The organism is Veillonella tobetsuensis (assembly GCF_001078375.1).
GTDB classification, from domain to species: Bacteria; Bacillota; Negativicutes; order Veillonellales; family Veillonellaceae; genus Veillonella; species Veillonella tobetsuensis.
This window is the reverse complement of sequence record NZ_BBXI01000009.1, coordinates 122,338-143,968: the sequence shown is the minus strand read 5'-3', so window position 1 is coordinate 143,968 and position 21,631 is coordinate 122,338. Positions and strand designations below refer to the sequence as shown.

At 38.2% G+C, this 21,631-nt stretch carries 15 protein-coding genes; all 15 read right to left on the bottom strand.

Features of this window, described 5'->3' with window-relative positions; translation table 11 throughout:
- Nucleotides 1-46: 46 nt before the first annotated feature.
- Nucleotides 47-8,284: a MuF-C-terminal domain-containing protein gene (locus VEI_RS03530; RefSeq protein WP_059361943.1), complete on the bottom strand. Its 8,238-nt coding sequence runs from the start codon at nucleotides 8,282-8,284 to the stop codon at nucleotides 47-49.
- A gap of 2 nt (nucleotides 8,285-8,286) precedes the next feature.
- On the bottom strand, nucleotides 8,287-10,452 hold the full coding sequence (locus VEI_RS03525; protein WP_059361942.1) for a glucosaminidase domain-containing protein: 2,166 nt from the start codon (nucleotides 10,450-10,452) through the stop codon (nucleotides 8,287-8,289).
- A 2-nt stretch (nucleotides 10,453-10,454) separates the two neighbouring features.
- Nucleotides 10,455-11,048 carry a virion core protein, T7 gp14 family gene (locus VEI_RS03520; RefSeq protein ID WP_059361941.1) on the bottom strand — a complete coding sequence of 198 codons (594 nt, stop codon included), beginning with the start codon at nucleotides 11,046-11,048 and terminating at the stop codon, nucleotides 10,455-10,457.
- A gap of 464 nt (nucleotides 11,049-11,512) precedes the next feature.
- The gene (locus VEI_RS03510) at nucleotides 11,513-13,837 is read right to left on the bottom strand and encodes a phage tail protein (RefSeq protein WP_059361939.1); all 2,325 of its coding nucleotides are present in this window, start codon (nucleotides 13,835-13,837) and stop codon (nucleotides 11,513-11,515) included.
- Between the two features lie 2 nt (nucleotides 13,838-13,839).
- Nucleotides 13,840-14,433 carry a hypothetical protein gene (locus VEI_RS03505; RefSeq protein ID WP_059361938.1) on the bottom strand — a complete coding sequence of 198 codons (594 nt, stop codon included), beginning with the start codon at nucleotides 14,431-14,433 and terminating at the stop codon, nucleotides 13,840-13,842.
- 53 nt (nucleotides 14,434-14,486) lie between these two features.
- A complete protein-coding gene (locus VEI_RS03500) occupies nucleotides 14,487-14,702 on the bottom strand; it encodes a hypothetical protein (protein WP_059361937.1) in 216 nt (71 codons plus the stop codon).
- An 8-nt stretch (nucleotides 14,703-14,710) separates the two neighbouring features.
- Nucleotides 14,711-15,061 (bottom strand): hypothetical protein, encoded by a 351-nt coding sequence (locus VEI_RS03495; protein ID WP_059361936.1) that lies wholly within the window; start codon nucleotides 15,059-15,061, stop codon nucleotides 14,711-14,713.
- A 17-nt stretch (nucleotides 15,062-15,078) separates the two neighbouring features.
- Complete coding sequence (locus VEI_RS03490; RefSeq protein ID WP_059361935.1) at nucleotides 15,079-16,074, bottom strand: major capsid protein; 996 nt, start codon at nucleotides 16,072-16,074, stop codon at nucleotides 15,079-15,081.
- 13 nt (nucleotides 16,075-16,087) lie between these two features.
- Nucleotides 16,088-16,711: a hypothetical protein gene (locus VEI_RS03485; RefSeq protein ID WP_059361934.1), complete on the bottom strand. Its 624-nt coding sequence runs from the start codon at nucleotides 16,709-16,711 to the stop codon at nucleotides 16,088-16,090.
- A 2-nt stretch (nucleotides 16,712-16,713) separates the two neighbouring features.
- Complete coding sequence (locus VEI_RS03480) at nucleotides 16,714-17,031, bottom strand: hypothetical protein (protein WP_059361933.1); 318 nt, start codon at nucleotides 17,029-17,031, stop codon at nucleotides 16,714-16,716.
- On the bottom strand, nucleotides 17,032-18,753 hold the full coding sequence (locus tag VEI_RS03475) for a portal protein (RefSeq protein WP_059361932.1): 1,722 nt from the start codon (nucleotides 18,751-18,753) through the stop codon (nucleotides 17,032-17,034).
- Nucleotide 18,754: 1 nt separating this feature from the next.
- On the bottom strand, nucleotides 18,755-18,952 hold the full coding sequence (locus tag VEI_RS03470) for a hypothetical protein (protein WP_059361931.1): 198 nt from the start codon (nucleotides 18,950-18,952) through the stop codon (nucleotides 18,755-18,757).
- Nucleotides 18,953-18,965: 13 nt separating this feature from the next.
- Complete coding sequence (locus VEI_RS03465; RefSeq protein WP_059361930.1) at nucleotides 18,966-20,420, bottom strand: hypothetical protein; 1,455 nt, start codon at nucleotides 20,418-20,420, stop codon at nucleotides 18,966-18,968.
- The gene (locus tag VEI_RS03460) at nucleotides 20,392-20,832 is read right to left on the bottom strand and encodes a terminase small subunit (RefSeq protein WP_071824885.1); all 441 of its coding nucleotides are present in this window, start codon (nucleotides 20,830-20,832) and stop codon (nucleotides 20,392-20,394) included. Before VEI_RS03460 ends, VEI_RS03465 begins: the two co-directional genes overlap by 29 nt.
- 290 nt (nucleotides 20,833-21,122) lie before the next feature.
- Nucleotides 21,123-21,323, bottom strand: coding sequence for a hypothetical protein (locus VEI_RS03450; protein ID WP_059361928.1), 201 nt, complete (start codon nucleotides 21,321-21,323; stop codon nucleotides 21,123-21,125).
- Between the last annotated feature and the right edge of the window lie 308 nt (nucleotides 21,324-21,631).

Below are 21,631 nucleotides of genomic sequence, written 5' to 3'. Positions count from 1 at the left end.
CTTTCTAATTAAACAGGACTACCCATAATTGAGTAGTCCTTATTTATTAATGCTTATTTTGCTTTTTTTCCTTTTGTTTTTCTTTCTTAGATTTCAATCGTTTATCAAAAATGACGGAATATAGCAAATCTTCGAGCTCTGCATCTATATCCGTTAAACCGTATTTTGCAATTGTCATGACGCCATCGGTTAGTGTATTGCTTAACCCTGTCATAGAATTGGTAAATTGTAGTCCTGCACGTCCTACGTCCGTCCAATCCTTTTTACTACTATTCACAGCAGTAAATATATCATCGATTTTATCGATTACCGCATAGGATAACGGCGACGTTCCACGATTGTATACCTTTTCGCCTAACATTCTATTCATAGCTTGTGTGATACCCTCACGCACGAACGGTACGCCCATGACGCTTTGATTTACAAATTCTTTAGTTAATGACTTAGCTACTTTTGTAGGGTCATCGTCATCATCACTACCAAAGAGATTATTATATATAACCATGATTACAGCTTGCATAAATAGGTCATAGAAGATTACACGAGCGAATTTCTTGAAATCCCCTCTATCTTTAAATGCATAGAATCCGTCAAGTTGCATATTCCATAGTGTGCCAGCATACGTGTAGAACGTAGTCGCAAAATTAGCGATAGTCCCTTTGTTACGTTGTATGCCTGCTTGGTCTTTAATATCACCACTACCAAATATATCAATGATAGCCTTATCAGCTAGTTCAATTGCTCGTTGGTCTGCCCACTCTAAAGATATACCCTCTTTTTGTACAAGTTTAGAATATTCCACATCGTATACATCTTTCCAAATCGGAACAGAAAGCATTAGATCCGTTTCAGAAAGTAGACTGTAACCCCAACTATTAATAGCATCACGGGCCTCGCCTAATTGTTCCATGGTGTAACCGCCTACAGATTTACCATCAATCGTAAATCCTTTACCGCCAATTTCTAAACCTCTACGCATATCCTTATCAAGTGTTTGTGCACGCTCACGGAGCATTACGGATTTTCCTAATACAAATCCATAAGTTTCGTTATACCGTCCAGAACCTCGGCCATATACGCCTACACCTGCACGATATAACGCACGCATTACTCTTGCTGCGCCTAATTGTTCCATAGCCACAGGAATATTCGCCACGTTTTGGATAGCTACACTTACCTTGCCTGCCATAACAGCAGATGAGATATTACGCTTAATCGTTTGCATCATATTGTCAAATTCGGTTAACCGAGATACTTCCGTTGTCCATTGGTCTCGTACCCATTGGCGCAAGTATTGGTACTCACTAGCACCGAGTTTATTTGTAACATAGTCCGCAAATTCTTTACGATTAATTAACGTATTTACATCCGTAACCGCCTCACGCATCGTAATGTGATTGATGCTTTCTGTAATTGCACGAGGTATTACATCTAAAGACAATAACAATTGTTTATCTTTCACCTTATCAAGACGTGATTTAGTAGCACTCATGCCATAACCAAAGGTAGCATTACTACTCATGAATGATTGTGCTATATCTTCCATTTCATGATTAGAAGATTTACCGCTAGTCTTAGGGTCGTACATTATAGGGTAATATTGCCCCTCTATGGTACGTCCGCCGATTCTAAATGTAATTCCTTCTTCTTTCTTTAATGGATTACCTGTCATGCGTTCTTGTACTGCACTACGTTCTGGATAAAATGAGTTGATTTGCTCCCATTCACGGATAATAAATTCCCAGTCTCTATCATCGAGTACGTCTTGGAATAGTCGTTCTATTTCAACCTCATTGGCTTTTACGGTCTCTATAGCACGTTGTCTATTACGTTCTGTCCCCCAATTCAAGGCTAGGGCCATAACTTGCTCTTTAGTGAGGTTTCTTGCGTCCCCTACTTGATAGCCTCGTTCGTTACGGATTTTATAGAGTTCCTTACGTGAATATAATGCTACGTTTTTAGCTAGGCGCATCGTTTCACTTTCAAGACGTTCGTTGAAATGTTGCCGTGCACGGTTAATAGTATCGTAGATATATATTTCAGCAGGGCCACCCTTGCCACCATCTAAACGGCGCAAGATGGTTTTGATTTGTTGTAACGATTCAATGAAGTTAGCCATCTTATTGAATATAGCGTTTTTAGTAGTCTTGCTATTTTCAATGTTGAAAGTGCTTTCTTCTACTTCGCCAAATGTTTCAATAGCCTTATCAAGGATATCACGTTCTACATAATCAATAGATAAAGGATTGCCGTTTTCGGTTAAAAAGCTATTATGCTCATATTCCCTACGTCCGTTTTTATACATGCCAGTCATTAATTCTTCGAGCATGTTCAATTCATTAACGGTTAAGGTAGCGAATGTACGAGGTAATTTAGCATTAAAAATACCGCTTACAGTATCATCCATACTAATTAATGTATTGAATCCTGCTATACCTGCGTCTGGGTCAAGTCGATTAGTAATAACCGTTTCATCAAATCCATCTGTAGGAATCAATCCGTCACGCTTAATCAACCCCATTTGGTACATCATATGAGTATAGAAGTACCGCAATTGAGGGTCTAGCATTACAGGGTTTTTCGCACGAGTAATGCGTGCATTTTGTTCTAACAATTTAGTACGTAATTTCTTGATACGTTGTTGATTTTCAAATGCCACTCTAGCCCTTGCTTGATTCATCATTTGAGATTGTTTATGCTCTAATGCTTCCTCTACCTTATTAACGGCTAATGCTCTATCTGCATTCTTACCATCTCTGATTGCTTGATTTTGGTATTTCTTATATTGGCTCGCTTGTGCCAATGTCAAATCACCTAATTCAGCACGGGCCTTATTCATGTATTTAGGAATAGTGCCAAATCCACCATCACGGATTGCACGAACAGCATTAATGCGTTCTTGTAACTGTGCTTTCAATTTCTCTATTTTATCTTCGGCTTTGTCGAGTTCCTTAGAAGTAGAGTTCAATTCTTTAGCTACTTTTGCATTATCCTGTTTGATTTGTTCCGCTTTAGTAATTGCCTTTTCAATCGGTGCTAGTTCCGCATCAAGATTTTCTCTATTAGGGTCTAACCGCTGCAATTTATCCAATAGTTGCCAATTGTTAGCCAAATCCTTATTAGTATATTGCTTAATAAGTTTAGCCTCTTCTTCTGTAAGTGCCATTTGACCTTGGTTAGATAATAACATTTCTTCCGCTATTTGCTCATTGGATTTTCCGATATTGTTGACCTCAACAAATTCGGATCTTGCGTGTTCCATCTCTTGCTTAATAGCATCTTCAAATGTGGCCCCTGTTTCTTCTATTTCTGCTTTCTTTAGGTTTTCGATGTTGCCGTATTGAGTATTAACCAACGCTGCATCGCCAATTGCAAGATATCGTTGATGTTCTTTATAGATAGGATATTCTTCGATTAAACGCTTTTCGATTGCAACCTGTACATCGTCTTTTACTTCTTCCCATTCTTTAATAGGTCGATTATCTAACTCTTTCATGTACTTACGCATTACACGTTCTTTAGCTTTTTCTTTAATGTCAGCAATGTAGCCTTGCACTCGTGCTTGTTCGGTTTCGCTCAACTGTTGATACAATTTTGTATTTTCAAATTGCTCTAATGCTTGCTCATGTGCGTAGTTTTCAATATCGTCTTGTGTAGCTATCATGCGTGCCATTATATCTTTAATGTCAGATGGTACTTCACCGCCTAATCGTTGAACACTACGATAAATACGAGTTAACCATTTAGAGAATTGACGGAATACACGTTGTAATCCTTTTGTTGGTGCTTCACCACTTCGTAAGTAGCTTTCCCAACCTCGTGCGAATTTCTCGTGTGCTTTGGTATTGTCTACGTTTTCGCCATCAATCCAACCGCTCCACTCTTTGAGTGCGTTCCAATCATCAAGTAATTGTTTAGGTGCATTGTCCATAGATGCTAGTTTTTGAATATCATCAAAGAATACATGCCCCATTTCGTGTAAGAATGTACTTCTATCTGCGGTTTTAAAGATGCTGATAATACGTTCACCATCGCTCATAATTTCGGTCATGCCATTAACAGATTGGTTGTATTTTTCAATGACTTTGATTGCTTTATCATCGAACACTACATAGCATCGTCCATCTTGTTCGCCATCGTAGTATATGCCTTTTATACCGATACTATTTAAAAATTCACTAGCCTTTTTAGCATTTTTCACACTATGAAGATTAAAATGTTCATCATTACCAAGTGCATGAGATAAAAACGAATACAACTGTTTACCATCAATATTTGTTTTCTCTAATGCACCATATACATCAGCCTTAACATTCGAGATCGCTTTTTCTTCACGTTCTCGTTCTAACTGTTTTTCTTTTTCGTACTGTGGATACAATTCATATCTAAACTTTTTATACACTTCTTCCAATAAATCTTCATTGCTGGCTATAGTATCTAAATCTTCATCTATGCCTACCGACTTCAAAAATCTATCAATATTTCTTTTTTGAATTTTCTTGATGTCATTTATTGTTTTATTTTTATTGTGTAGCTCAGATATTATGTACCCAATATCCATAAATCGTATGTATTTATCTATTCGTTCATCACCAATAATAGAACCTTTGTGATATTTAATTAATAGACTTGTAAAACGTTCCAGTTGTTCTTCTGACATTTTATGTAATCCGTTTTTCAAGCTATCTCTTACATATCGACTATATCCAGAAATAGGATATTGCTCTGGTAATAACTCTGTTTCATTTGGTATTTCTACTTTAAATAAACTGCTTTTGTTAGAACCTTGTGCTTTACTCAATACCTCTTTATACAGTTTGGATACTTTTTTATCTTTAGCAAAATACAATCCCCATCCATGTGCTTGGTTGCCCTCACCAGTACCAATAGCACCTAAATCAAATTCATCAAAGTCATGTGGTGAACCATGCCATGCGGATTGATAATATTGATAATTATGTTTCTTTCGGAGCTTGTCTAAATCATTTTCATTTGGTATACTATTAATAATATTAGACCAACTAACACTCATTTGTCCGCTTGATTGGACGTTATTGACTGTTAGTTGGTTTATTTTTTTTGTATTAACATATAACAAATCGCCATTATTTATCGCATTAGAGTACCATGTAGTATTAACTCTAGGGAATATACTTTTAACCCTAGTTTGATAGCTATTTCTTCCGCTTTGAACATCAAAAACCAACGGCACATGAACAAGGTTATTTTGCGTATCTCTTAATTCAACAACGGCAATAATCTCACCTTTTACCGATGCATTAGCAACAGGGTCAAAGTTTTTGAATATTGCAATCGGATTAGATAACGCACCAGGTAACTGTTTCATAACATTTAAGTCAAACTTATGTGCATGCTTAGTGGCAAATACTTTATTAAGCATTTTCGTTGTTATATAAACATCACCAGTTGTAAATTTGTAGTCAGGATCTTTAATTGTGCTAAACACTAAAGGTGCTGACATTATTTTATTTACACCTTGTTTAAGCGTTCCGTTTTGTAAATCGTTTAATATTTTCCCCCATTGAGTTATATCGGCTTGTAATTTTTGATGCATTACCAATTGTTGTGCATACCATTTTTGATTATCTAAAACCGCATTCATCTTGATTTGTATACTATCACGGAAATAATCCATAGCGGTATAACCGCCTTTTCCCTTTTGTCGCATATATTGTGCCATTACATCAGCATGTTGTGCCATCAACAACGCATTAGCTTTTGCCGTTTCACGTTGTTTTCTATCGTTACTTTCGCCAATCGCTTTAACTACTTTGTTGTACACTTCATAGCCACTCTTGGATAATTGCATCCGTAACGCTATATCGTTATCCGCTAATGTGAAAATCTTATCATGCAAGCGTTCAAGGCTTTCAATTTGTTGTAGCGTATGCTCCATATCAGCATGATGGATATTGCTTTGGTTAAGTGCTTCTGTATTATCAACAAATGCAGTTTGTGCTTTTGCTACGCTAGAATGAAATGCTGCACGTCTACGTTCTGCATTCGTGCGTGGTGCTTTACCGCCATTATTAGACTTATAATCAGTCAACCATTCTGGCTCTACACCACTCGCCGTAGCTTCTTTAATATCATTGTCCATGTTGTCAAAGTCGCTTGCGTAGTTTTCACGATACTCTTGCACTAGGTTTTTGTACAGGTTGTTGTATGCTTGCTTAACCTGTGTAGGGTTAGCAAATACTTGGTCTAGTACTTCACGATCTACATCGCTTGCATCTTCAAATTCATCACGGATAATGCTTTCTTTAACTCGTTGTGCTTTCTTTTCTGTTGCATCAACTAGGTTATTATTAAAGGCTTCCACTTCCGCTTTTGCACGTTCAAGGGTTTTCATAGACATACCACCACGAGTAAAGTATGTACTTTCTTCTAGTGCCTTTACAGTTTCTTCCGTCAAGCCACCGCTTAATTGTGCATACTTTCCGATTGGTACAGGAATATCTGCATTAGCTTCGATACTCTTCGATACTTCCTCTTGCGTAACCAAACCACTATCAATCATATTCTTAATGGCTTGTTGCCCTTGCTCTGTTTCTGCCATTTCATTAACATTTACATATGCAGTGGATACACCTACATTATCGCCCTGTGCTTGTACGATTTTTCCGTACAACTCAGGGTTTTCTTTTGCCATTTTGTTTGAAGATGCATCTTGCTTCAACGCTTGCATGATAGCAGTACCATTTCGATTTTGTTCTGCCATCACCGCTTGTTGTTGTTGCTCTGGTGTTAGCTTTTGAAATTCGTGAAAGGCTTTCATAGTGTGAATACCACTAACACCGCCACCAATTGCGCCTAAACCAATAACGGCTGGTAGTGCTTGTAGCATTGCACCGCCTGCACCTACTGCCATATCACCTATGGAATATACTCCCTCTGGGTCATTAGCATTGCGGTATAGGTTATGTTGGAATTTTTCGTTAATGTCTTGCAAGCCCTCTTCAACTAATTCAGAACCGCCAGCTTTAACAGATGCTTTAGCCATTTGTGCAACAGTAGTGCCAATGCCCCTATTAAATGTTGCTAGTGTATCACTGGTAGCACCTCGTAATACTTTTGACATAACCGCTTTAGGCGCTACTTTACCTACACCTTTAATCATGAAACGTGTAGATGCCATTTCGATACCTGTATCAACTGCAGCATATGTCATGGCGTATTTATAGGCTTCATCATTAGAGTATACTTTGTTGCCATTTGCATCACGTTTATTAATGAGTTCTAGGTATTTGTTGCCAAATGACATTTTGTACATTTCGTATGCCATGTCAGCACCGCCACCCCATTTAGCACCAGTTACTGCACCTGCGCCTATACCTACACCATCGGTAGTTAAACCGCCAATTACCGCACCGATTGCACCGCCTATGATTGCACCTGTACCGCCTTGTTTACCCATCATGTATGCTTGTGCTGCCGTTTGTCCGAATACTTCTTGTAATGGATTAGTTCCATCAGGTGTTCTGTAGTTGCGCAAGTTATTTTGTAAGCGTTCCATTTCTGATGTTAATTCGTTAATACGTTCAGGGTCTTTTGTATGTGCCAATTCAAATCCAACATCACCCAACTTCATCTGATCGTTCATAGACCAAATACCTTGTTGAATTGCATCGAATGTAGATTTCGTAGCACGAATTGATTGTAGATTGTTGATTGCTTGTAATTGTTCCGCTTGTGAACCATATTTTACTTTATACAGTTCAGGAAATTCATCGTATATATCTTGTAATACTGCGCCACGTTCAACTCGTCTTGATAAATAATCAGCACGTTCAAACGCTTTATCATCACCACGCATAATTACATCAGGGTCAATATCTAATACCTTTCCCATTCTAACTGCTTCGTTATAACGTAGGGTATCATTATTGTATAGAAACAATCTATCCGTATTACTAACAACACTTGTAGGAAGTACTTTCTGTAATGACTGTCCTAGTGGTTCTAAACCTTGATATGGATTGTCAGCTTTACCAAACGGATAATATGTGGTTGTACCATCAGCATTAGTTTCTTCCATTGTGCGTGGTGTATTTGCAATAGCCTTAATTGCATTAATAGCATTATCAACTACTTGTGCCGTTGTATCTATCCCTGCACCTATTGCATTACCAACTTCAGTAAAACCGCCAGTAGGTTTAGACTGAACACCAGCACTAGCACTAAAAGATGGTGATGTTTTAACATAGCCATTCTGTACAGCTAGTGCTTCCTGCCGTTCTTGTTCAAGTGTTTGTTTAGCCATTTTTAATCTCCGTTATCGTTATATCTTCTTTGCATGTTGTTATACACGCTTTCGTAAATATCTCTTGTTGAGCCATCTTGATATGTTACACGCACATAATGGTTGCCAACAGGTTCAACATGTACAATACCCATCGCTCTATTGCTTGCTGCACTAATAGGTGCGCTATAATCATCGCCATCACCGAAATATGGTTTTTCCGTACTTCGTAATGTTTGTGTTGCTAATGCGCCCTCAAATATATCATGCATTTCTGCTTCTGTAGGCGCTCTGCCGTGTTTGCTTTCAAAGTCAGCTTTACGGCTTAACATCTCTTGTTTAACACCATATTCAAAACTTGAACGCAATGATTTGTCAGCAGGCAACGCACTTTGTATTTCGCTATCATAAGGTGTTAAATCAATTTTGTTGGCCTTTAATCGGTTATCGTTCGCTTCAAGCAACACTCCATCGAAACTATCATCAACAACTTTATCAGGATACATTCTCTGTGCGTGTGCTAGTGTTTCTTCGTATGTATGAGTTTCAGCATATTTTTTCAACTCAAACTTTTGTTTTGCATTTAATTTAAGGCCTTTTTCATACATAGAATCAAGTTTAGGTCGCATTGATGCTTCTGTACCGCTCCACGCTTCCTTTTCCATATCGGTCTGTGCGCCTGCTGCTTGTGCGTGTGCGTAAGATGATGCACCTACATAATCACCTTTTGCTATTAATTGGTTATATACAATTTTAGCTGCAGTAATTCTATCTTTAGCTTGCTTGGCTTCGATGTTCATTTGCATTGTCAGCCATCCTTTATAATTTTCACGGCCTTGTTTAACCGCCTTTTCAATCTGATCTTCAGAATAAACAGGTTGACCGCCTTTAGTCATAGGTACATTGCGCATTAATTCTTTATAATGTTCTGCATCTGCGCCATAATATCCACCTGCTTTTAACTTGTCAGCGTATTCGTCTATGCTCTGTGCGTTTACTGCGCCATTCGGTTTAATATAGTGTTCAATCCAATCATCCACAAACTCTTCGTCGGAATTATACATTTTGTAATAATTCGTTCCATCTGGTTGTTTATTTTCTTCTCCATTAGGTTCTGATTGAGTTAGCCCTGCGTAGTTATGATTTTCTCTTGCTAATCTACTAAGTTTGCCACCATCTGTACCCTCTGCATACAACTGCCTATATGCAATTTCTGTATTGATACCATACTTATTATGTGCATATTGTGCTAATTTCCATAAATGTTGATTAGCACCAACACCTGACTGCATAGCTTCCTTATTCTTAGCTTCCATTTGCGAACGTATGCGTGAACCCATAATGTCCATACCACGATTTACATCATCGCCTGCAGCTAATCGGATTGCGCCGAAATCGTTTTCATTGTTAGCGATTTTGTTTATACCCATTTGTTGGTACATTTTCCTGTATGGTGTTAATACATTCTCACTAGCAAGCCCAGTTAATGCAGTCAACTGCTTGTCCAATGTTTCTGAATTATTATCAGCAACAGTTTTGTCTAATAATGTTTTAGCATTAAGATCATAGTTTTGTTGTTTTTTAGATGCTATTTGTTCATCATCAAGCCCTAATTGTTTACCAGTTGCTTCTATTAAATCGCCTGTTAATGTTAATGTTTTCATTTGTTGATTAACATCACCCGTTTGTAACAGATTGTTGTTCAAGTTATTGATTTGATTTTGTGTGGCTGTGCTTAGTGCATCCTCGTACTGACCTCTCATGTACCTAGATATACCATCTAAATCGTTTGTTTTTGATGTTTCAACCGCTTTATTGAAAGCGTTTACCGCATCAGTTGTACGTAAGTTATATTTAGCAGCAAGTTCGCTTTGGAATTTTTGTGTACTCTCAAGGTATGTAGGTAGTATTCCTTGTGCATTCATACCTTTTTGGTACATTAACCCTTTATCTTTATCAAATTTTAATTCAGTTACTTTTTGATTAAATTCATTAATAGCATTTGTAGCATTGATATAATCTTTTTGTTTATCGATTTCAAGCCAAGTTTTAGATGCATCATCTAATGCTTTTGCAAATGTGTTAATGCCGTTTTGGTTAACACCATATGCTTCCGCATTGATTGTTGGTCTAAACTCACCATTAACTGTATTCAATCTTTCATTTTGTTCATAATTAACTAATTTCATAGTTACCTGCCGTTAAAAGTCCAAACTTTCTTAACTGTTTTAACTGGTCTTTCTGTTACACCATTTACATCACCGCCATATTGAGTTGTGTATTTACCACCTGCATATTGTTGTTTCATCCCATATATACTAGATGCACCACTCAAGATAGTACCGAGCATTTGCAATCGCCCTTGCGTTTTAGCATTAGATGCAGCTGCTCTTGCGCTACTAGCTTCATTGCGATAATTAACCCCATTAAGATATTCATTGTAAATGCTGTTATTCTTATTAGTTTCCCAATTGTTAATATCCTTGTTGTATTCATCGTAGCTACTAGCCATTAATTGTAATGGTGTGCCACTCATGGATAACCCAGTAGCGCCTGCTTCAGCCGTATTCTGACCTGCAATTAACCGCATCTTATTGTCCATCTTATCTCGCTCTTGTAGTGCTTGATTGGCAATATCCTGTTGTTTCCTATCGGATATACGTGCATTCGCTTCCGCTGCTTGTGCCTGTGCATTATACATTGCAGTTTGTGCTTTGGTTTGTTGGTGTTGCCCCCACAATGTAGTAACCAATTGACCTGCCATTAATGCAATAGGATTACACATTCGCATCCCCCTTTCTCAATGTAAATAGTTCCATTCCGTTATGCGTTATATCAGAATGAATAACCGCCCCTAGTGATGTAAGCCATCGCTTCGAGCGGTTATTTTTCTTATGTATGAAATTGAATAAACATTCATGAGTGGATAACCACTCTTTTATGATTGCGTTACTTCGTTTTAGAAATTCCTTTTGCAATTTCAAATTCGTATCCAGTATCTTATTACCCAAGAAATAAATGCAGTACATTCCGTTGATTGGCTTTTTTGAAATTCCATATACGGCTATCGGTACATCATTCTCAATTACAATGTGGTTTTCGTAATCATCACTACATATATCCTTTACAAAATCATTTTTTCCATAATTCGGGGAATTTTGGTTCGCTATATTGACCTCTAAGGTGTCTATAGGCCTTAAGTTGATATATAAGTCATGAATTAATGAAGTGTGCCTTACAGGGCAAATATCAAAGTCCTGTAACATTTGGAAAACCACCGCCTATTTCTATCTCTCTTGTAACGCTTAAAAGGTTAAATGGATAAGGTTTTTCGTGCAAAATGCATACAGATGCATCGGTTGAGTATACTCCATCGAATTTTGGCAATATACATACCTTATCGCCGCTATATAACTTGAGTGGCGGTAATGAAATATCATCCATATGGTTGAAGTTTCTTCCGATTTTGCCACCGAATGAATTTAAGATGTTCATCGATAATCTACTCATCGTTAATTGTCGGCCTTGTAATGTGCCATCTTGTATTTGCATTTCGATGCTCGGAATACGTAATCGTGTAGTGTAGTTAATACCAACGGCTACGCTTTGTGCCTTACCATCGATATTAATAATTGCCGTAGGTGGTACTTCCTTAATTGGCCGTTCCATACCATTTACAACGATTTGCACATCCTCACCAATCAGATGAGGTACTGTGATAGTACTGATATTCTCTGTGCTAGTTTGTCGAATGTAACAATCCATATACACGTTGTTATTATCAGCGTTATACATTGGCTCAAATCGTTCTATGCACATAACTGTGCCACTTTTAAAATCACGCTCAACGATTACATATAAACTGTCTTGTTCGCCCTCTGCCACACTCTCAGCATATTTATATTTGCCTTTTGTGGTGAAGTGCGACCATGCATACACCTTTTGTTCTGGAATGTAGGTTAAACAGTTGATTTTGCCATCATCCGTTACATAATACACAATACTGTCTGGGTCTTGTGCGTAAGCACTTGTGATGAAGTTTCTGTACTTGGTTAGATGCTTAACAAATAAAGTTAAGTCTGCCCCTGTGTAGTTATCGCTTTCATAGGAATAACCCATATCACGCACTACACAACCTCGAGCCTGTACATAAACACATCTATTACCTATATATTGTGGCTCACATTCAGATGCACCTCGTTGGGTTTGTGTTCGCAAATTGCAGTTAGTCGGTGTGATAGTTTTTGAACCATCAATTATCCATTCGTTACCGCTTGTCAAAATCAATAAGTCATTAGCTGGTATCAAATGTCTAATGTCATACATTTTACGATTAATTACTGGTAGTGTGATTGCACTATCATCTGTAATCGTACCGCCTACCTTTTCTACACCAAAATTGGAATAATCGCCTGTGCGACTGAACCATATGTAGTTAGGATATTGAAAACTGGATGCTAGGATAAATCTATCTTGGTAGAATGTGCATACACGAGGATAACCAAGGCCTTTACCCCATTGCCCAAATCTGAATTTAGATGTAGCTTCATTTTCTACAACGTTGTTTAATACATTTACTTTAACGTGTTTACTGTCTATAAATTCTTTGATTTCAACTACACCATAATTAGAGTGTGGCAAGAAAGATAAATCTACATTAACGCTACCGCCTTTCAAATCAGAAACAACTTTCAATTTAGCACTAGGCGTAACCTTGCCTGTATCTGTAACGTTGTAGTCATTGTTGGATGTATATACCCTGTAATCTTTCCACGTAGTGCCATTGTCATTACTGATTTGGATTTTAACAGTACCATTCCATGTACCATGTGATGTGAATTTCCATGATAAATCCTCATCAGTACTAAATTGTTCTACATTGTAATCTATATTGTTATAATTTGTGTTATGCTCCTCATGGCCATGTTCATCACCATACACCCATCGACTACTTTCAATTACTGTACCAGTACTGTTAGTCGTAATTGCTTTTACATAATGTTCAATCTGCATAACCGAACCAACCATATCAGCATTGAATATATCTTTTGTAGCTGTTAAGGTATCGCCATTCAAGATTACAGTACTTTCTTTGTCTGTGTTGACTTCGCCGTATGGTTGCTCAGATAGTTTGTATGTATCAAATCGCCAGTCTGTATCACTATATCGTGATAACGTTTTTACTGGATACTTGCCACTACAAATAAACATTACATCGCCACTTTGGATGCAGTTCAATTTATCGACTACATCGCTTTCAAATGGTGTTTCTAGTTCTATACCTGTATAGATACCATTTCGCCACACTCTGATGTACTGTTCTCCTATTTCAAGTAGGAATGATTTGTTCTTTTCGGCCGTAAATTCAAATAGCCGTGTAGATTTATCCTTGTTCTTGACTTGCCCTATATACTCTGACCCTTGCCGTCTAGCTACTGCGCCATAAGGTCTGATTACTGCATTTTCTGCTAATAGTAACGCACTTTTAAACTGATCTAAGTCAAATCGTCTAGATACATCAGGCGAAATCTCACCAGTTGTAAATGCAAGTTGCGATATATACATTGGTTTCATGACTACCAACTCCTTGCTTTTACATAGTTAGAAATATATGGCATATCTTGCCTACGTTCTTTAGCACTCAAACTCTTGGCCTCTTGCGTTGCTGCTTGATAGAGTTTATAGCATTGGTCGAATAAACCACTATTACCAGTTAATGGCATAGCTAGTTCTGCCCCCATTTTAGATTTCAAGGCCTGTACGAATACAGGACTGAATACATCTATATCTTTCACATCATACACATAGTCAATGTACGCAAGCGGTACATCGCTTACTATGTACTTTGTGTTATCATCAAAAGTAAACACATCATATTCCTTTTGGCTTTCCGCTTTAAATCGTTCCCCTTTAGGAATAACCCCAAGGATACGGATGCACTTTTCAGGATATGCATAAACAAATTCATAGCCAGCTAGTTTATGCTCAGATAGTACGCACTCTTCACGCTTACGTGCAAAATTCCATTCGTATTGAGATAGTAGCATCTTGCGTGTTGCATCATAGTGCAATCTGCATTGTCTAGCCGTTTCTGTTTCTTCATCAAGGCCGTATATCCTACCGCCATTGATTAATGACAAAGCCATGTTGCAAATATCAGTAGGTGTCATATTGCCCCCTTTTTATAGTGAAAAAGAGGGATGCATAAGCACCCCTCATTCTGTTATTCTGCAGTTTCTTCCGATTTCTTGCCTTTAGATTTAGTCTTTGGCTTTTCTTCGCCATCTTCGGTTTCTTCTGCGCCTACAGCCTCAAACAAATCATTGAAGTAATCTTTATCATATTCAGCTACTTCTTCTTTTGTAAGTTCTACTGTTTGTCCTTCTTCAATTAAACCCTTTGTATTGTGATACAAAGTTACTTTTGCAATGTATTCCATGTTACCCCCTATTTGCTAGTGATACCGCTAGTTAAGAATACAGAAATTGTGCCAGCCGTTGCATTGTTGACATTAGCACGTGTATAACGTTTAACACCATTTGCCAATCGTACTTTATATTCGTACCCAGCTGGTGCATTGGCTGGTAATGTAATACCATGCAACAATACAGGGTTAGCGATGTTTTCTGTATCAGATGTATATACGTTGATTAATGCAGCACCTGTTAATGCTTTGTCTACACGAACAACCAACCACAAGTTAGGGTCAGCATCACCGCTAGTAACCATAACATCGGAGCTGACATTGCCAGATAATTCACGTTTCCAATGGAATGTATTTAAAGTATCGATAATCATGTATTTTCTCCTCTCTACTATGCAGTAACACGTGCTTCGGTGGAAAGCAATGCATTAATTTTGCGAACAGGAATACCGTTAGCACGAGTAACCATTTTACCCATTTCCATATCTTCTGTGATAGTAGAACCATGCACTTTATTCTTTTGCAAGCGTAAGAATGTACGCAATTCTTGGTTCATGTACCATACTGGACGGCATCCTGTGAGAGATTGCATTTTTTCTTCTGCACGGATCATCAAGTTAATCAAGTTAGGGCCTGCGGAAATATCTTCTTTGATAGATTTCATATCGATATTAGCGATACGCACTACATATCTCCAGTCGCGAACAGATAAACCAATGTTTTGTTTAAAATGGGTACGATAACCTTGGAACATAGAACCATCAGCTTTAGTTACTGTAACTTCGCCCAAATCTTCTTGTTCTAAACCGCCTTGACTGCCACGTGGATAAATACCATGTACAGTAAGAGGGCCCCAACCTACGATCCACATAGAGGCAAGGTTAGCAGTACCGCCTGCATCAATAATGTTCTTAGCACAATCAGCTTTTTTAGTGTCTAATGTATTAAAACGTGCGGATAAGCCAATGAATTTTTCTGGTGTAGTTTCATCACCATAGAAAAGTGTACGTGCGATTTCTTGACCCATACTTTCAACAAATGCACTATCTTCTGTTGCACGGAACGCTACAGGGTCATTAGAAAGTTTAACCAAGTCTTTATCCACTTCGGAATATGCTTCCAACATACCACAAGTATCTGTGATTTGTTTGGTAGTGGATTTAGATGGTTGTACACCGCCATACAACATGCGCCATGTAGTGGATGGTAATCCAGTACGTACAGTTGTTTTGTTAGATGTACCATCGTTACATTCAATCATTGTCATGTCTTGAATGATTTCGTTTGTTTGGTTTAATTGCTCAATGATTTGTGCAATTTTACCATTTGGATCCATGCGTGTTTGCAAATCCAATAATGTAGGATTGTTAGTTCCGATTGTAGCCATTAATTAATCTCCTTTAATCTTTAAACATAGACGGATACATATTTCGTCTAATAGCTTCATCCGATTGATTATTTGCAGGTGTGTTATTCCCTGCATTGCTATCTTCGCTTGCCATACCAGCAATATGTGCGAATAATTGAATTACTTCTACACGATTACCCAAGCCATTTTCAGCTAGAATTTCACGGATATTAGGAATTGTCTTTTCTACTGCTTCAACACCTGCGGCCGCTTGGCTAACAGTAGTATCGAATTTGTTACCTAATACCTTTTTAGCGTTTTCTGCATACCCATCGTATTGTGCTTTGAGTGCTTCTTGCTTTTGGTTTTCGTAAGCCGTTACAAGATTGGTAGCATATTGATTGCCAAACTTAGCCATCTGTAATGCTTGTTCTTGCGTTGCACCTACACCATTAAGCATTTTTGAAAACTCATCTGCGATGGTTTGGTCTACTTCGCCACCCTCAAATGCAGTTGAGAAATCATATACAGTAGGTTCTGCAGGTTGGTCGGTGTTAGTATCACCGCCACCGCCTAAAATCGTACTTTGTTGGTTTTGTGTGTTCGTGTCCTGTGGTGTACCACCATTTGCACTATCCGTGTTATTGTTTGTGCCTTGTTCTAAATTTTCATCCATGGTTATTCACCTTTCTCTAATTCGCTTTGTTCTAAAGTCTTGAAATATTTTTGCATCTGAATATTTTCTATTTGTGCTAGGTGATATTTCTTAACACCCTCTACACCATCGCCAATCTTTCCTAAATCGTTTTGCAATAAAATAGCAACAGCCCTCATTCCCTCATTAAAGAATGTTGTACTGTTGCCTGTGAATGATTGGCTATTCAGTTTTGCTCGGTCAAGAATGCGATAAAAAAACCACCTACCAAGTTCATCACTCAGTACGTGGTTTAGCGCTTCAACATCACGCTCTCGCATATAATCTCTTTTCTGTTTCATCTAGTACCCCATTCCCATTAACTGTTGCATTACAGGGTTTCCATCATTTGCTGCGTCGGTTGCTTGTTTCGCCGCACTAGCCATTTGAGGTGCTAATTGTGCTGCTTGCATCATTTGTGCTTGTTCCTCTTGTTCCTGTTGTGCCTGTTGTTGTTCTTCCATCTTAGCTTGATATTCGTCATTGGATACAATTACTTTTGCAGGAACACCGAGGTTTACACCATAATAATCCGCTGCTTCTTCAAAATTGAATTTTTGTAGAATATTAGGATTGCCCTGTGCTAATGACATAAGGAACGCAAAATACTGTTCAATTGAAGTTAATGAAGATACTTTCTGCGCCTGTGCTAATGGTGAGATGTATTCTATCTTAACATCTTGGCCGTTTAACTCTTCCGCTAATGCTTCGTCGATTGGCGGAAACACACCTGCACGATCTAATATCGCATATGTACGTTCGATTATCGGATTAAGAAATTCAGATAGTAGCCGTTCCACTACAGGGCCTAATTGTTGTAGTTTCTCTTGCGTGCGTTCCATGACTTCCCTTGCCGTCATTTGTCCATTGTCCATGTTATCAAGCATTAGGAATAAATCAGCACTATACGCACGTTTGATACTGTCTTTAACTTCAATGATTTGTTGCATTATCCAATCAAGATTGATACCTACGTTAAATATAGGTTCAACCTTACCGCCTGTATCGACTTCGGTTATACCACCCGGAAATAGTGATACACTACCAATCACATCGGATGTAACGGCCATTGGTGGTTTTACACCTAACTCAATAGCGGTTAGTCTGTCCAGTTCCAACTTTTGCAGCATCATCGCATCTGATTGTGCGAACCATGCACTACCTTTACCATAGCCATTTAGATCATGTGTAGTGTGCCGTGCAATCGGAATAGGCCATTCTTCATAGCCACTATGTCGCAAGATTTCATCATCTCTACTACCCTCAACCCAGTAAATAGAGGAATAAGGCATGTTCTTGTTACCTAGTTTTCCATTGCGGTCTTTGTTTTCGCACACTAGCCAACAAACAGTATATACAGTTGCATTACCCTTGCCATCATCGTATGCGTTTTTAATCTTTTCGGTACAGTTATCATATCCAAACTCTTCCACGAGTTGGTCGCAAGTCATGTTATACTTCCGCCCAAACGTATTAACCTCACCATTAGCATTACATTCTAATGCATAAGTACCGATTGGATACGATGTGAAACGTACACCAACTTTACCATCAGGCATGATTGACATCGGTGCTTGTCCAAACGGCAACTCCATATAGACTTGGTGAACCACATTGTAGAAATTGGATTTTGCAAACACTGCATACAATATTTCTTCACGTTCATCTAATACTTTCGCTACTTCACTATTCGCCGCCATATCCGTATTTTCCATGGTTAGCTTAAACCATTTACGGCTAGGCGGTGTCATTCCACTCATTACACCACTAGCGAATATTTGACAGCTTTCCCATGCTATACCAGTTAGTATTTTATCGGTATACAACTTTGATTGGTCTTGTTCGCCATCGAACACACCAAGGAATGGCAACTGATAATCTCTAATCATCTTCCATTTCTCAACGTACTTTTGACGATTGGTGAACATCTGATTGAATTTAGCTTTTATTTTTTTATAGTCTTTCGGTTTAGTTACAGGCTTTTCTGTAGGTTGCCTTGCTAGACTTGATAAGATAGTACTCATATTAACCGCCTAATGTTGTTTTACCTGTAGCTTGGCTCAATGCACTAGCCAAGATGGTGCTATCATAACCAGTTTTCTTGCGCTTCTTATCAGTGAACCATTGTTCATCTCTTTTTTGTGCCATATCATCAGTTTGTGCAACTGGTGTAGGCGATGGTGCTGGTTGCTTAATATCTGGTGTTTTAGCTTTCATACACATTCACATTCCCCCTTTACCCAAATGGTTTGTACTCTGTATTCGCTACTCTTCTATGATTGCCATTTATTTTTTTAGTGACCCTAAATGCAAAGGTCAAGGCTAATGCATCGCCTTTATTCGGTGATGGTAACCCTCGTTCTTTCATGTCTTTTTTGCTTTCCAGTTGGATACGGCCGTTTTTATCAATGATCGCTTCTGGCCCTACGAGGTCATCGTACAATCCTTGCTCATTAGGAATTGCACCGCCCTCTTTTAACCACTCTTTCATTTCGCCCCACATGTACGCACGCATATTGAGGTACATATTGTTAGGCGATGCACCACCAAAGGCAACTAACCGCCATTTTCTACCCATCGACTTACCAATACTATAAATACCTGTTCCGTACCCCTGGTCAATGAATACCGCATCCGCTTTGTATTCATCCTCAAATTGTGCAATGAGGTTAGCCATGCGCATATCATCGTCATTCTTTTCGATTGTTGCCAAACACTTCATCGAATAGCCTTGTCGCATCACGATTTCTAATGTATCGCCACCAGTCCATGCAGGGTCTACACCGATAATAGTAGGTAAATTATCGAATTGCCCTACTTTATACACTCTCTTTTGTGCTTCATCTACAATTGATGCGGATATGAATTGAGTATCAGATGCACTAGGGAATATTCCTCTTACACGCACCTTTACAAAGTCGCTATCCTCACCATGAATATCAACCCATTCTTGTAATTTCGCTTTGTTTGAGATTTTTACAGTACGGCTATCAATCTGATAGGTAGTCCAATATGCACGATGCTTTCTGAAACATTCTCTAAACCTGCCACTGTTACGTGTAGGGTTTCCGAACACACACCATATAATCTCGGTTTCCTTATCTGTTAACGCACCCTCTGTTACTTCCCAAATCTTATCGGAAATAGCGGATGCTTCATCAAAGATGATAAGTATTCGATTACCTTGATTATGTAGGCCTGCGAATGCTTCAGGGTTGCTTTCACTCCACGGAATAGCATCTATCCGCCATGTTTTCTCATACTGTTTATCAGCACTAAACAATGCGGTAGCCGTATAAGTAAATAGTTCCTTACCTATGAACAGGTTGTACCATTTGTTAAGTTCCGCCCAAGTCTTAGACTTTAACTGTGTATCAGTATTAGCGGTTACTACTCCCCTTGTATTCTCATGTGTAGCAATTGCAAATAGAATTAAAATTGATGAAAACGCTGACTTTCCAATACCATGTCCAGATGCTACCGCAATTTGAATTGCTTTTGCCAACGATTTGCCCTTACGTAGTTCTTCACCTATTTTCTTAAAGGTTTCAACTTGCCACTCATCAGGGCCGTCAAAGTTTTCAAGTGGTGTTCCTTTTTCACCCCAAGGAAAAGAAAAGTATGTAAAGCCTAATGGATCATGCGTAAATGAACCCAACGCATCAATCAGTTGTGCCTTGTTGTACTTCATCTGATTTTACCCTTGCTTGCTTCATGCGGTCTGAAATATCAATCTCTATTTCTGCATCAAGTTTTACTTTTTCGGTAAATAACATGTGCCGTTTACCTAACAATTCGGCTGCTTTAGTTCTATCTGCAATTGATATATCTAAACCAAATGCATCTTTCTCTTCACCATTCATCACTTTGGTTAGGTACTCCAACACTTCATCAGCAGTTGCGATTGTGTTTTTACTACGCTTTTCCATTACATCGTCTATATATTGACGTACCTTTACTTTTCTTAATAATTGACTTCCCTTGCTTGATGCACTTTTCTCTGAATATCCAGCTTTAATTGCACTCTGTGTCGCATTGGTAGTCTTGATATACTCATCTGCAAATATACGTTCTTTTTCTGTTAAGGTGTTAGCATCTGCCATATATCAATCACCACCTTTATATGTCTTAACTAAAAATAGCAGTACTTCATGTTGCTTGGTACTGCTATACTCACTTTCTTTTTTATAAAGTTGTCCTTGTTTAAAGGTCTTGCCATTTTTGTACTTATGAGGAAACATCAATTTGTATTCTTCCTCTGTGTACATTCTGTTGACGATATATACCTTGCAAGGCTTATCGTATTTACTCCATGATTGCCTTACATCAACTACATACCGCCTGCCGTTCATCTGTAATGCTTTGAGTAGTTTCTTTATCGTTGGTTGATAATTCACATTAAGCACCACACAATACCGACTATAATCAATACACCGCACACAATGGCTAGGCAATCAATAATACTCAACACATTATCTTCACGATGTTCAAACGCATATTTTGCTTTTGCCTGTAAGTCTTTATTGTCTAAATCTTGTGCAGCTTTTTTGAATAACGCTCTATCCTTAATGAATTGTTTAATTGCTTTAATCATTTTAGTACTTCACCACCTTTCCGCTTTAATTTCCCATTAGATCGTACACACAAACCGCATGCACTTTTGCTTGCGTTCCCCTGTGTAATGTACGTTTGGCATAATCCGTCATACTCAATGACATTAGCCGTACATCTCCCTTTCTTGTTGTTCAAGCATTTACGCTTACAACACATAATATCAGTCATCATTTCTCCCTTTTTGATAACTTTATGCAAAAAATGAGATATATCGCCGTGGATATACCTCATTATGTGATAGTTTTATTCATTTGTATTGTAATAATTATTCAAAACTGAATACCGCAT

What these genes read in the sequence shown, in the direction of transcription:
- VEI_RS03460 (WP_071824885.1), bottom strand. Translation starts at nt 20,832, where the DNA reads ATGGCAGATGCTAACACCTTAACAGAAAAAGAACGTATATTTGCAGAT.
- VEI_RS03470 (WP_059361931.1), bottom strand. Translation starts at nt 18,952, where the DNA reads ATGTGTATGAAAGCTAAAACACCAGATATTAAGCAACCAGCACCATCG.
- VEI_RS03525 (WP_059361942.1), bottom strand. Translation starts at nt 10,452, where the DNA reads ATGAAATTAGTTAATTATGAACAAAATGAAAGATTGAATACAGTTAAT.
- VEI_RS03480 (WP_059361933.1), bottom strand. Translation starts at nt 17,031, where the DNA reads ATGAAACAGAAAAGAGATTATATGCGAGAGCGTGATGTTGAAGCGCTA.
- VEI_RS03500 (WP_059361937.1), bottom strand. Translation starts at nt 14,702, where the DNA reads ATGGAATACATTGCAAAAGTAACTTTGTATCACAATACAAAGGGTTTA.
- VEI_RS03495 (WP_059361936.1), bottom strand. Translation starts at nt 15,061, where the DNA reads ATGATTATCGATACTTTAAATACATTCCATTGGAAACGTGAATTATCT.
- VEI_RS03505 (WP_059361938.1), bottom strand. Translation starts at nt 14,433, where the DNA reads ATGACACCTACTGATATTTGCAACATGGCTTTGTCATTAATCAATGGC.
- VEI_RS03490 (WP_059361935.1), bottom strand. Translation starts at nt 16,074, where the DNA reads ATGGCTACAATCGGAACTAACAATCCTACATTATTGGATTTGCAAACA.
- VEI_RS03520 (WP_059361941.1), bottom strand. Translation starts at nt 11,048, where the DNA reads ATGTGTAATCCTATTGCATTAATGGCAGGTCAATTGGTTACTACATTG.
- VEI_RS03530 (WP_059361943.1), bottom strand. Translation starts at nt 8,284, where the DNA reads ATGGCTAAACAAACACTTGAACAAGAACGGCAGGAAGCACTAGCTGTA.
- VEI_RS03465 (WP_059361930.1), bottom strand. Translation starts at nt 20,420, where the DNA reads ATGAAGTACAACAAGGCACAACTGATTGATGCGTTGGGTTCATTTACG.
- VEI_RS03485 (WP_059361934.1), bottom strand. Translation starts at nt 16,711, where the DNA reads ATGGATGAAAATTTAGAACAAGGCACAAACAATAACACGGATAGTGCA.
- VEI_RS03450 (WP_059361928.1), bottom strand. Translation starts at nt 21,323, where the DNA reads ATGATTAAAGCAATTAAACAATTCATTAAGGATAGAGCGTTATTCAAA.
- VEI_RS03475 (WP_059361932.1), bottom strand. Translation starts at nt 18,753, where the DNA reads ATGAGTACTATCTTATCAAGTCTAGCAAGGCAACCTACAGAAAAGCCT.
- VEI_RS03510 (WP_059361939.1), bottom strand. Translation starts at nt 13,837, where the DNA reads ATGAAACCAATGTATATATCGCAACTTGCATTTACAACTGGTGAGATT.